Genomic DNA, 12,614 nt, shown 5'->3' with positions numbered 1-12,614 from the left:
CTTCAACAGAAAACGCGGGTCTTGGCGCTTGACGTCGAAACCTTCGTGCGAGTCGAATGGCCAGATGACGCAAGCAAACTCCTATTTGGCGCAAGCGCGGACCGACTACTCGTCTGGGCACTATGAGCGATCAATAAAAGCGCTAAATGCCGCGCTTTCGATCGAGCCGCACCAAGTCATAGCTCTGACGCTGCGCGATCCGCATATGGTCTGCTTCACCGCCTGGAAGGGCAATGTCGGACATCTCTAAATCCTTGGAGATAAATCCCAACAACTTCCATGCCTATTGGTTGCGGGCGCGCTTGCGTCCAGGCCCAAGCGCTGGCGACGGCGTCAAACCCCGACTCCGAGATCTTTTCGTGAAAAATAGTAGACCGCTGCCGTGGTGGCTGGAGTTCGGGGAAGTCCGCCCGTCGGGCCGTTTGGCTGACCTTTTCGGCGATGCTCGCCGGCTCAATCATTCATCGCGCTTGCGGCGACATCCGAATGCGCCGACCTCGGTTCAACTGCCCATCCGCCGCCGATCCGAAGTGTTTGGGCGGGACTGCTGGTGGTGGCGGCTCAGCCGATCATCGGCGGAGGGCCGGTATGGTTCTTCCTCGTCTGGATCCCGCTGTGTTCGTACTTGGCGAAGCTGGTTGCGAGCCGGCATCGTCCGCGGCTGATCAGGGAGGCCGAAGCGGAGGCGGCGCGACGCTGGGATCAGACCACTTCCGCAGTCGAGTCGTTTTCAAAGCGAACAACGGGGTGATCGAATCGTTCTTAAAGTCAAAACCGAGTCATTTTCAAAATGCGAGGTCCTGGTTTATCAACGGGATAGCCGAGTCGTTTTCAAAGTGGCCCCACAAGTCCGCGGCGGCGCCCATGCTGGTGCTGATGCTGGGGATGGTGCTGGTGCTGGTGGCGGGGATGATGATGCCGGTGATGATGCCGCTCACGATGATCGTCGGCATGCCGATGAGCAGCAGCATCATGCGGATCACCATCATGGGTGCCGCCGATGATCGGCGCCGGATATGCCGGCCCTCAGTCTTTCGATCCTGACTGTTAGGCGCGGGCCGCGGTGTCTCTCTTAGCGAAAAGCGGCTCCGCGCTGTCTACCACTTCTTTCGGAAGCATCTTCAGCTGCTCTGCGTCGAATGGTAGGTGAGTGAGATAGTTCGCGACCAGAGCCCCGACGGCTTCCGCCTGTGCTGCATCTCGTTGTCGCTTGAGCGGCTCCCTGTCCGCACGCCGGGACAACCAAAGCTTATGGGCGGCCCAAACCCGCGGGTCTGGAGCGACGATGCGCACCGGTTCGCCCTTCTCGTCGATCGCGGTTGCCTCGAAAGCCGGCGAATTCTGCAGCCAATCGAGTCCTTCGATTTGAACGGCAGTCAGGTCTTCGGGGTCCGAGCCGATTTTATCCGGGGCCTTCTTCCAAGGAGGGCTCTGCATAGGTTTGATCAGATCGACGAGATAGCCGTCCCGGTTTACGGCGCGGAACGTCTGCTTGGCGCGCTCGAAGCTGGTGTCGACACGTTGGAGTATCTTCAGCAACGAAGACTCGGAAACGTCGTCATCCGCCACAAACGTAAGGCCGCCGCGCGCGTCGAACAGAAGATCGATGTCTTCCGTCGTGGCCAAGCCAGGATCGATTCTGACGCCGGAGGAGGCCTCATAAGCGTAGATGGCGTTTGTTCCGAGAATCCGAATGCCGGAACCTAACATTCCGAAGCCATCGAGAGCGCGCATGATGCGGGCACCGATCAGAGGGACGCGACCCAAGCCGAGTGCGCGATTGACCGCGGCTTGACGGTCCATCGTGTCGCGCAAGTTCCTCAGTCGGTTTTCCGCCGCTGCTCGCTTAGCCTCGAAGTCGACCTTCATCTTTTCGGTTTCGGCCGAGCGCGTGCCGAGCGAGCTTTGCTTTCGGAGGCCCGCTTTATCGTAGTAGCTCCGGACGAGGTATTCGTGGCCTTTGGACTCAGTCCAGGTCAGGGAACCGCGATGAGCATCGTACGCCTCCTTGGCATCCCGCAAGGCCTGAAAGCGCTGCTGGCTATTGACCACCTCGCGGCGCTGATCATTGTTAAGCTCTTGAAAATCCATGGTTTCAACACTTCGAGTAGTATGACGTCCTCACTGTTGAAACCGTATTTATCATTAAAAATCAACGGTTTCAACAGTTCCGTCGAAGATATAGCGAAACTGTTGAAACCGGGAACTTTTGTCTCCATTCGGCTGCCGTCCATCCGCCTTGCTCACCACCTCCATCGAACCACCGGTCCAGCGCCTGTCTATCGGTTTCATTTTCCGCGCACGCGCGATCCAATTTAGATGAGATCTGCCAACTGTCGATCGTCCAACGAAGGCACCAGGTCGACTTGCTTCGTTTTCAATCATCCGCAGGCGGACGCCTTCTTCGTAGTGCTTGAAAGCTTCTCTCAGATGCTTCGGCAGCCATCGTTCGTAATTGGCAAGATCGACCCGGAGAGCACTGCCGTACCTGCTCCGGGCAAAACGGCTACGGAGGAGTTCCTGATACTCCTCGGCCCGCTTACCTCGCGCTCTGGCCACATGCGCTTGCTTGGAGATGGCGCCGCTTCCGGACGAGCTGCGGGACAGCATGCCGGCGCTCGCTGCCGGTCCCGCTCCCGCATGCGAAAGCCACCAAGTTCACGCGGCGTTCTCTGCAAAGCCGCCTTCGATATAGGCTGCCGCTCCTACCTGTATGCGACGCAAGACCTGGTGGTAAGTGGAGGAGCCTGCCTCGTAGACGGTCTCTACGACCGACGCGGGTGCAGCCCGGGGCAATGTCGCAAACGTCTCGTTGAGGACGCGCCCATCCATTTGGCTAGGGGCGACAATTCCCAGGAGATGCAGAATGGTCGGCGCGATGTCGCAGATTCCCGACGGAACTTCTGAAAGGCTGCCCGAGCGGAAGGCAGTCCCGGCGAGAATGCCGACCGCCGCCATCTCTTTATGATGCAAGCCGCCATGTACTCCTAGTCCGATCGGCGCATCGTTGCTCCAGGTTCGGCCGATGAGTCCGAATGGATCGACTTCACTATCGGCGCGGTAGGAGAAAAGGATGTCGCTGGAACGGACATGATCTGCCATCACAAGCTGTCGCGCAAAACTGCCCGGCGCGATGCCCTCGATGTCATTTCGTCCAGCGGTGAAGATCGGTCCGCACCACGGCGCCTTGGTCATTGCTGCGACGGCTCGCCGGATCTTCAGCTCCGAGGGGTCTGCCAGATAAATGGCCCCCACCTGCCCGGGAATGACGATCGCATCTACGTCTTGCCCAGGCGCCGAGCCGCAACGAAATCCGGCATCTCTGAGCACTTGGTGAACGTCAGCCTGCGCATGGACGCTCACGTGTCCATGATCTGAGACGGCAATGATGTGGACGTCCTGCCGCCGGCCTTCAGCCTCCCACCAGTCCAGAACGCGACCGAATTGCTGATCGGCCCAGGCGAGCGCTTCCAAGGTCCGTACCTCTGCCGTGCCGCAGTAATGAGACGAGCTGTCCGGTTCGCCAAAGGAGAGAATGGTGACGTCAGGCCGAAGCTGTGGCCAGACGATGTCGAGCAAAGCCGCCGTCAGATAGCTCTGGGCTGCGAGGTCGGGCGTTCCTGCAGGCGGGGGCGCCGGGGGAGGACCGATTCGAGCATTCAGCGCCTCGAGAAGAGATCGGGAAGTCGCGAGCCGCGCGAAGTGCCCCGAGATTGTGGGATGACCGAGCGTGCGCGCCTTGTGGTTGAACAGGCGGGTCGTCCCGGCAGAATTGGACGCGAGCACCGCGAGCGTCTTGCCCTGGGAGGCAAGAACCTCGCCGAGCGATGGCACGCCCATGAGACGCCCGCCGCTCAACGTATCCAGGGTTTCGACCAGTTGGTCATCCGCCGTGTCAATGTAGCGGGAGGGCACCGCTGAACGGTCGAGGTATTGGTTCCCGACCATGCCATGGCGCCCGGGTGATGCGCCGGTAACAAGGCTAGGCGTCGCTGCCCGCGTTTCGCTCGGATAGACGGTGACATTCCGGCCGAGGGTCACGCCTTGGCGCTGCAGCCTGTGAAGATGAGGAGTGGCTGTAGCGTTTATAAGATCGGGACGGAGCCCATCGAAACTGACAAGGATGACGCGGCGGGTAGCAGGGGAAGTTACAGAGGCCTTCACGATAATGTCTTGTCCATGCGGTCGCGCAGCCAGTCCCCCACCAGCGAGATGGACAGTGTGGTGAGCGAGATGATCAGCGAAGAGGGGACGAGTATCCAGGGCGCGCGGGTCAGATAGTCACGACCATAGCCGACCATATTGCCGAGGGAGGTGAGCGGGGGCTGCACGCCCAGACCAAGGAAGCTCAGACCACTCTCGAGCAGAATAATATCCGGAAAGGCAAGAGTCATGGTGACGATCAAGGTTGAGGCGATGTTCGGTAGGATGTGGCGCAGGTAAAGGCGGCAAGGTCCTGCGCCCAGCTGGCGTACGGCGACCACATAGCCTTGCGTGTTCGCGCTCATCGCGAGCGCGCGCGTGACGCGCGCGTAGCGCTCCCAGCCATGAAGGCCAAGGAGGGCCACGAAGAGCAGCAGAGAGTTACCCACGAATGCAAGTACCGCGAGCGCTAGAACGAGAAACGGCATGCTGGCCTGGAAATCGACACATGCGAGGATGACCTGTTCGACCCAGCCGCGGAAATGGGCGGCGAGAAAGCCGAGCGTGGTACCCAGGCATGCGCCTATCAACGTGGCTCCAAAAGCAATGAAAAGGCTCATCCGGATCGATATAAGTAAGCGCGCCAGCAGATCCCTGCCAAGCTCGTCGGTGCCGAACAGATGCGATACGTGCCCCCCGAAGCCAATAGGCGCGGCGAGACGATGCCGAAGATCAAGTGCGGCATAATCATAGGGAGCGAGACGATCTGCCAGGATCGCGATGACGAGCATGAGCGCGAGCCAAGCGATGGCGCCTTGCACAGCAACATTGCGCCAACGAAGTACTCTCTTCTTCTTAACGTGAGCAAACGGCATCTGTCCGGCAGACATTTCCGCCATCTACGCTCCTCCAGCAGAGCGCGTATCGCGCAGACGCGGATCGAACATACCGTAAAGGAGATCGACTGCGAGGTTCGTCGCGATCATGGCGGCTGCCACCAGCAGCAAGATGCATTGGACCACAGCCAGATCGCGACTTACGACGGAGACGACGAGCAGACTGCCGATTCCCGGCCAGGAAAAGACGCTTTCGACGAGCACCGTCCCCGCGATTAAGTTGCCTACCATCAAACCCACGATGGTCAACACTGGTATGGCGGCATTGGGCAGGGCATGACCCGTCACGACTCTGCGCCATGGCACACCCTTGGCACTCGCCGTGCGGATATAGGCTTGCCCGAGCACCTCGAGCATGGCGCTGCGGGTGAAACGAGCCAGAACGGCCGCGCCGCCAAGGCCAAGCGTGACCACCGGCAGGACCATATGGCGCACGCTGCCGGCGCCCCCTGAAGGAAACCAGGGAAGCTCGACCGCAAAGGCGAGCACGAGTACGAGCCCGAGCACGAATGATGGCACGGTGAAGCCCGCTACCGTCACCATCATCACCAGACGGTCCGTGAAACTGTCGCGCATGAGGGCTGCATAGATGCCGGCCGGAATGCCTAGGAGAAGATTGAGGGCGAGTGCCGGAGCAGTGAGCATCAGCGTGACCGGGATGCGTTCGGCAACAACCGTGGCGGCAGTACGCCCGTCCCGCATGGATTGGCCGAGATCTCCGTGGACGACCGCAAGAAGATATTTTACGTATTGGACCCAGAGTGGTGCATCGAGCCCCCAAGCCTTGCGAAACGCCTCGACCGCGTCGGCCGACGTTTCCGGCGACAGCATCGCGCGAGCGGGATCGCCAGAGGCTCGCAGAACCACGAAGGCGAATGTGACTACCATCGCTATGGTGAGCACGGCGCGAGCCAGCCGAACCATGATGAAGCGGGTCATCAGGCGACGCTCCCAAGTTGAAGACCATCCCTGTTGATCAGATGGCAAGCGACCCTGCGTCCTGGGCCTACGGATGTGAGCTCTGGCACAATCCGTGCGCAGGCCGGAAGAGCCGCCGGACAACGTGGATGGAAGGCGCAGCCGGCGGGCCGCGCCGATGGATTGGGCGGATCACCTTGCAGGATCGTGCGCTCGTTACGCCGTCCAGGCTTGGGTACGGCAGAAACCAGCGCTTTTGAATACGGATGCAAGGGGGCGCGCAGAACTGCATCGGGCGAGCCTTCTTCGACGATCGAGCCGAGATACATCACGGCGATGCGATCACTGATCTGCCGAACGACGCGCAGGTCATGGCTGATGAAGATCATCGCCATGCGCCGCCGCTCCTGCAGGTCACGCAGAAGATTGACGACTTGAGCCTGGATCGAGACGTCGAGCGCGGACACCGGCTCGTCGCACACGATGAGGTCCGGATCGGTCGCGAGTGCTCGTGCCAACACCGCACGCTGGCGTTGGCCACCTGAGAGTTCATGAGGATAGCGCGCCCCGTGATCGGTTCTGAGGCCAACGTCAGCGAGGAGCCTATTGATCAGGTCCGCTCTTTCGGACTTGCTGCCGATCCGATGAATTTCGAGCGGTTCTGCGATTTGCGCCCCGATCGTCAACCGGCGATCGAGCGCCCCCAGCGGGTCCTGAAATACCATTTGGATTCGCATCCTGAGATGCCGCCAACGGATATCGCCCATCGGCGGCAACTCTTGTCCGCCGAAGCTGACGGTGCCCGCATCCGGTCGTTCCAGGCCAATGAGAAGCCGGCCCGCGGTGGATTTTCCGCAGCCCGATTCGCCAACAAGTCCGAGCGTCTCGCCGCTGGCCAGAGACAGCGACAGTCCATTGACGGCGTGGACCGTCGAGTGGCCCCGAAACAGGCCCTGGCGCAAGGAATATCGTCGGACAAGCCCATCGGCTTGGAGAAGCGGTGCGACCGTCATCGTCATGCGGCGACGGTCTCGTCCTGGCACCCCTGGCCGGTGACATGCAGGCAGGCAATTCTGTGGTCGGCATTATCCTCCACAGAAGTCAATTCGACAGTGCATTCACCACACCGGTCCGTGCGCAGGTCGCAGCGTGGCGCGAAGGGACATCCTGGCGGAAGGTCCGCCGGGCTCGGAACGACGCCGGGAATGGCGGCGAGGCGCTGCCGAGGCCCGTCTAGATTCGGGAGGGCCCCAACAAGCCCGCGTGTATATGGATGAGTGGGATGGTCGAACAGACGCACGGCGGGTGCTTCTTCAATGATGTGCCCGGCGTAAAGCACCAGCACGCGCTCGCAGATCTCGGCGACAACGCCCAGATCATGTGAGATCAGGACCAGCGCCATGCCTCGTTCGCGCTGAATCTCTTGCAGTAGCTCAAGGATCTGCGCCTGAATAGTGACGTCCAAAGCGGTGGTGGGTTCATCGGCGATGAGGATGTCGGGCTGTCCCGCAAGCGCCATGGCAATCATGACCCGCTGATTCTGCCCACCGGAAAACTCGTGCGGATAGGCGCCAAGCCGTCGCGTCGCATCGGGAATGCCGACCTGATCCAGCAGGCGACGCGCTTCGTTCAGCGCGCTGCGCCTGTCCATTCCACGATGGAGTTGCAGAGCTTCGCCGATCTGATCGCCCACGGTACGCACCGGATTGAGCGAGCTGGTCGGATCCTGAAAGATCATTGCAATTCGGCGACCACGCACCTGTTCCAGATGACGGGCGGGAGCATGGAGAAGCTCCTCGCCAGCAAAGCGTACGCTGCCTGCCGTCCGGGCGCGCGACCCCAAGAGACCAAGCGCCGCAAGCCAAGTCACCGACTTTCCGCAACCACTTTCGCCGACCATGCCCAGCGCTTCGCCACGGCGGAGGCCAAGATTTATTCCACGCAGCACCGGCACCTGGTCGAAAGCAACCTGCAGCCCTGTAATCTCAAGAAGTGGTGTCATCTGATCTCCCTGTCCTGCCAGCGTCGTCGCGGCTGCTCCTCGCGGGCGGCGTCGTAGGGACTGCGGGAGCCGGGCAGCCCACGTGGTGGAGCTGCGCGCAAGCGCAGCAACGTGTCATTCATCCTGATTCAGGTCCGGATCAAGGCGCTGTTGAATGGGCCGAAATTGAGATCGAGCGTCAGCCCCGGCAACCAGGGTATGTCGCGCCGCTTGCCATAGAACTGGCCGGACACATGCAAAATCACACAGGGCGGATCGACCTCATTGATGATCTCGAGCATGCGGCGCACGATTGGACGGCGCTGCTCGGGCTCAGCGGTCTCCTGGAGCTGCGCGCCCAAGGCGAAATACTCCTCGTTCTTCCAGACCCCGACCGACTTCGGCAGGGCGCCGCTGGGGCCGTATTCACGCCAGGGATGGCCAAGATGATCCAGAAACAACGCCGTGTTGGAGGTGTCGAAGATCGCCCGCACCGGCTGGCGCTGAACTTGGGCAAAGTTTTCCATCATCTCGATTTTGACGTTCAGGCCGACTGCACGCCACATCTCGATCATGGTTTGCGCGCCAGAGATCTGATTGGGGTAGTAGTTGTTGAGGAGCCGATAAATGATCGGCTCTCCTTTGTAGCCCGCCGCAGCGACCAGCTCCTTGGCCTTATCAGGATCATAAAGCAGCGCGGGGAAATCCTCGATGTAGCCGTGGCCATAGCTCGCGAGTTGATAGCCATTCGGAATCGGCAGACGGTTCGCCCACAGGCTCTCGATCAAGAGCTTGCGATCGAGCGCAAGGCTCATCGCACGGCGGATCCGCACATCTTTCAGCACTGGATCGTTCTGGTCGAGCACGAGCGAGCGGATATTCTGTACTGGCCCGCCCGAGATCTGGAGATCGGCGCGCTTCTCGATACGCTCGAATTGATCGGGTGGGATGTCAGTGATGATGTCGAGCTCGTTGGCAAGAAGGCCGTTCACGCGCGCGGAAAGCTCGGGAATAATGCGATATTCGACGCCCTCAAATGGTGGCCGTCCGCCCCAATATGCATCGTGCGCAGTCAACGTGACATGGATGTCGAGCTTGTAATTGACGAGCTTGTACGGGCCGCTCCCTACAGGAGCTGCCGTCCAGCGCTCCCACGAGCCCGCGGCGATGAACGCGCGCTTGCTGACGATCTCCGCTCCCCAGGAGGCCAGACGCTGCTCAAGCAGCGCGTCGTTCCCTTTGGCGTGGACAATGACCGTATAGGGATCGACGATATCCACTCTGTCGAGCCGGTCCAGCGACTGCAGCGCATCGGACATTCCGCTGCGGCCCGGTCCCAACAGGTGGTCGGGCCCCAGGCTAAAGGCGACATCTTCGGCAGTCAGCGGGCTTCCATCATGGAACGCCACGCCTTTGCGCAGGAACAGCCGCAGCGACTGCGCATCGACTCGCTCCCAACGTTCGGCCAATGCCGGCCGCAGCGCCATCCCATTGGTGTGGTCAAAGGCAATGAGGCTATCGAACAGCTGTGGCATGATCCGCCGAATGGCGGTGTCGGTTGCGATGACTGGGTCAAACGTGCGGGGAAAGCCGGACATGCCAACTCTTAATCGCCGCCGGGCTGGTTTCTTGCCGTCGCTCTCAGCCCAGACGGCGCTCGCGGTCGGCAACAAACCTGCTGCGACCGCACCAGTCAAAGCCTCTCGCCGTGTCAGATGGCTGCGGGTCATCACCGTCTCCCGGAATTCGCTTCAATCAGTACGGAACGCATAGCCTTGACCTTGCGGTGATCAGCAGATCCTCGCAGAAGCCGAAAACCAAGATCGCTGGATCTCGTGCTTGCCAAACGTGTCCGACGTTAGAGCCGCGAAATACTACGCTGCGATGACATTCATCGAGTAAGTCGATGTTCACGTGCGCAGATGAGATGACATGAGGCTTCCGGGCAGACAAAGGTGCCTCCTCGGAACTGGCTCGCTCCCCATTGGGGTGAGTGAAGCTGCCTAACTAGAGAGACGTCAGCGCTCTCACTGTTAGCGCAACCAAATATGGCCTGGAGTGATCGACCGTGGCGCAGAGCGATGTTCCCCCCTTTGACGCTCGAGGCAAGTCTGAGATGAAACGAGCCACGAGACCAACATCGACATGTTCGATCACTAGATCGTAGGAATGCGATCACACCATTGGTTGGCCCGTTTAAGAGCAATTAGAAACCGGCACGATTTCCGCTTTTCACTCAGGTGCTGGCTCTTGTCTCTCGTTTTAGACCGACTCAGATGTCGTCCGTCCCTCAAAAAGCCAAGATCATCACCGCTGGCGCGGCCCAATTGCGCGATCAGGTGCCTGAGGTGACCCCGCCCAGTGATGGCGAGCCGTATCCGCGAAAGAAGGATTTTCCGATGTCCTCCGTCAAACGCCTTCGTGCTCGCCTGGACGAGACCGGTCTCATCCATGTCATGGCCGCCCATAGCCCTCTTTCGGCTCTGCTGGCCGAAGAGGCCGGGTTCGATGCTTTATGGGCATCGGGCTTCGAACTCTCCGCGCTTTACGGTCTGCCCGATATGAGCCTGATCTCGATGACCCAGCATCTCGACATGCTGCGCTCGATCGCTGGACGCACGACGCTGCCGATCATCGCTGACATTGACACCGGTTATGGCAATGCAATCAACGTGATCCACGCCGTTCAGGAATACGAGCGAGCTGGCGCCAGCGCTGTGGTAATCGAAGACAAAACCTTTCCGAAAGTGACAAGCCTTATGGCTGGCGGACGCCAGGAACTGCTCCGCATCGAGGAGTTCCAGGGCAAGATCGAGGCCGCTGTTGCGACAAGACGGGACCCAAATTTTCTCGTTATCGCCCGCACCGAAGCCCTGATTGCGGGTCTCGGCGAAACGGAAGCTCTGCACCGAGCAAAAGCTTACGTAGAGGCCGGCGCCGAAATGGTGCTGATCCATTCGAAAAAGAAGGATGCATCAGAGATCGAAAGCTTTTCGCGCGCCTGGGGCGGATCGGTGCCGCTAGCGATCGTGCCGAACGCCTACCCGGATCTCGACGCCGAGCGGGTCAAAGCACTCGGGAATATCCGCGTAATGATCTACGGCAATTACGGTATCCGCGCTGCTGCAACTGCGATGAGAGAAACCTTCCGCCGAATCATTGCCGATGGCGGCGTCCAGAACGTCCACAAGGATATTCTGCCGGTCGAAGAGATTTTCGACCTCCAGAACGTGGATAGCGTCAAGGCGGCCGAAGCTCGCTTCCTTCGCTAGATCTCTTGTCCAAGACGGCGTCATTGCGTCTGAGCTCTGCTCGGGCGCAGTTTTTGCTGTTCGACAATTGCTATAAACGCCACTCTCCTCCAGAAGAATGACTGCGCAAAGAACGATCACGCCAGCCGATTTAACGGCACGATTTCGTCGCGCCTTTGGAAACCAATGTGCGCACCTAGAACTGAGCTCGTTCGCACGGATTGCACCGCGTCCGAGCGAAATCGCTTTCGCGCGCGACCTGCAGTTGGTATCTAGTAACCCGGCTACGATCATCGAATAATGTGATGGACGATTGATTTCTGGCAATGCCCTCCTGCGAGAACTGACGGGCATGCCCGAAATTCCGGAGCACAAAATGGCTACCGAAACGGATGAAGTGCCACTCAATGCGATCCGGGTATTCGTCACAATTGCGCGCGAGGGAAGCGTAACCCGCGCGGCTAGCGCCTTGAGAATGACCCAGAGTTCGGTCAGCCGCTACCTCGCCGTGCTGCAGGAGTATCTGGGCAGTGACCTCATGCAGCGTCGCGGCCGGCGTAGCGAATTGACGGAATTCGGGCGGCTTTTTGCGAACACGGTTGCAGAACCGCTAGATACCGTTTGCTTCACCGCCAAGAGAATGCGCCGACGGAATCGTCGGGACACCAATCGGATTGTAGTCCGCACGTCACTCTCGACTTTCGCTTACGCCTTTCTGATTCCAAATCTCCAAGCTTTTTCTAATGAAATGGGCGGCGTAGTTGTGGATGTGATTAGCTCACTTTCGCAACCGACGTCGTCCGACGATTACGACATTTTGATCACACGGGATCTTTCCGTCATCGAGCCGGCAGATGATTGGGAAATCTACAACGAGCAACTCGTATGTGTGGGCTCACCAAATCACGTCGATGGCAAGAGCCTCCCGGTTGTTCGCACAGTACCCATCCTGAACATCACATCCCGGCCTGACATAATGCCGACATGGCTTCGGGCCATGAACCTGACCCCAAAAGATATAAAATCGGGAGCGCGATATGATCACAATTACCTGGCCCTGCCGGCGGTGATGACGGGCAAATGTCTTCTCGTCGCGCCCGAAATCATTGTAAGTGACCTGGTACGTGGTGGAGCTCTCAATGTGATTCCACGATCGCGCACTCCCAGCGGCATGCAGTATCGCGCCTATGCTGTCGACCGAGGCGATAATCCCGAAATGTCTCGCGCTTTTTGCCGGTGGCTCGTTCGTCTTTGTAAGAAGACCGCCCTTGCGGAGACGGCATAAGATTGTCGTAGCAGCATTCCAGCTTGCTGAAGATCTCACCTAGCACCCGCTTTTCTTGAACGTGAGAGCAAAGCCCACAACGACGACGCTCGGCCCTTCGTCTGGACCAAGAACAAGGGTCCTTCAACGCCGTTTGAAAG

General features: G+C 59.7%; 11 protein-coding genes. 2 read left to right on the top strand and 9 right to left on the bottom strand.

Annotated elements, in window-relative coordinates; all coding sequences use genetic code 11:
• Positions 1 to 785 precede the first annotated feature (785 nt).
• From IVB13_RS03655 to IVB13_RS03615, 9 genes are all read right to left on the bottom strand, one after another.
• Positions 786 to 989, bottom strand: coding sequence for a hypothetical protein (locus tag IVB13_RS03655; RefSeq protein WP_247487794.1), 204 nt, complete (start codon positions 987 to 989; stop codon positions 786 to 788).
• Positions 990 to 1,047: 58 nt separating this feature from the next.
• A complete protein-coding gene (locus IVB13_RS03650) occupies positions 1,048 to 2,091 on the bottom strand; it encodes a nucleotidyltransferase domain-containing protein (protein WP_247487792.1) in 1,044 nt (347 codons plus the stop codon).
• A gap of 54 nt (positions 2,092 to 2,145) precedes the next feature.
• Positions 2,146 to 2,610: a hypothetical protein gene (locus IVB13_RS03645; RefSeq protein ID WP_247487791.1), complete on the bottom strand. Its 465-nt coding sequence runs from the start codon at positions 2,608 to 2,610 to the stop codon at positions 2,146 to 2,148.
• 48 nt (positions 2,611 to 2,658) lie between these two features.
• On the bottom strand, positions 2,659 to 4,164 hold the full coding sequence (locus tag IVB13_RS03640) for a nucleotide pyrophosphatase/phosphodiesterase family protein (protein ID WP_247487789.1): 1,506 nt from the start codon (positions 4,162 to 4,164) through the stop codon (positions 2,659 to 2,661).
• Positions 4,161 to 5,018 carry an ABC transporter permease gene (locus tag IVB13_RS03635; protein ID WP_247357289.1) on the bottom strand — a complete coding sequence of 286 codons (858 nt, stop codon included), beginning with the start codon at positions 5,016 to 5,018 and terminating at the stop codon, positions 4,161 to 4,163. Before IVB13_RS03635 ends, IVB13_RS03640 begins: the two co-directional genes overlap by 4 nt.
• A 24-nt stretch (positions 5,019 to 5,042) precedes the next feature.
• A complete protein-coding gene (locus IVB13_RS03630; protein ID WP_247487787.1) occupies positions 5,043 to 5,978 on the bottom strand; it encodes an ABC transporter permease in 936 nt (311 codons plus the stop codon).
• Positions 5,978 to 6,976: an oligopeptide/dipeptide ABC transporter ATP-binding protein gene (locus tag IVB13_RS03625; protein WP_276577023.1), complete on the bottom strand. Its 999-nt coding sequence runs from the start codon at positions 6,974 to 6,976 to the stop codon at positions 5,978 to 5,980. The genes IVB13_RS03630 and IVB13_RS03625 overlap by 1 nt, the downstream gene beginning before the upstream one ends.
• On the bottom strand, positions 6,973 to 7,959 hold the full coding sequence (locus IVB13_RS03620; RefSeq protein ID WP_247487785.1) for an ABC transporter ATP-binding protein: 987 nt from the start codon (positions 7,957 to 7,959) through the stop codon (positions 6,973 to 6,975). The genes IVB13_RS03625 and IVB13_RS03620 overlap by 4 nt, the downstream gene beginning before the upstream one ends.
• Positions 7,960 to 8,087: 128 nt before the next feature.
• The gene (locus IVB13_RS03615; RefSeq protein ID WP_247487783.1) at positions 8,088 to 9,668 is read right to left on the bottom strand and encodes an ABC transporter substrate-binding protein; all 1,581 of its coding nucleotides are present in this window, start codon (positions 9,666 to 9,668) and stop codon (positions 8,088 to 8,090) included.
• 669 nt (positions 9,669 to 10,337) lie between these two features.
• On the opposite strand from IVB13_RS03615, the gene IVB13_RS03610 reads away from it, so the two are divergent.
• Complete coding sequence (locus IVB13_RS03610; RefSeq protein ID WP_346732267.1) at positions 10,338 to 11,210, top strand: isocitrate lyase/phosphoenolpyruvate mutase family protein; 873 nt, start codon at positions 10,338 to 10,340, stop codon at positions 11,208 to 11,210.
• Between the two features lie 355 nt (positions 11,211 to 11,565).
• Positions 11,566 to 12,474: a LysR family transcriptional regulator gene (locus IVB13_RS03605; protein ID WP_247282215.1), complete on the top strand. Its 909-nt coding sequence runs from the start codon at positions 11,566 to 11,568 to the stop codon at positions 12,472 to 12,474.
• Positions 12,475 to 12,614 lie beyond the last annotated feature (140 nt).

Origin of the sequence: Bradyrhizobium sp. 17 (assembly GCF_023073515.1) — a bacterium.
Classification (GTDB): Bacteria; Pseudomonadota; Alphaproteobacteria; order Rhizobiales; family Xanthobacteraceae; genus Bradyrhizobium; species Bradyrhizobium canariense_D.
This window is presented reverse-complemented; position numbering and strand designations above follow the sequence as displayed.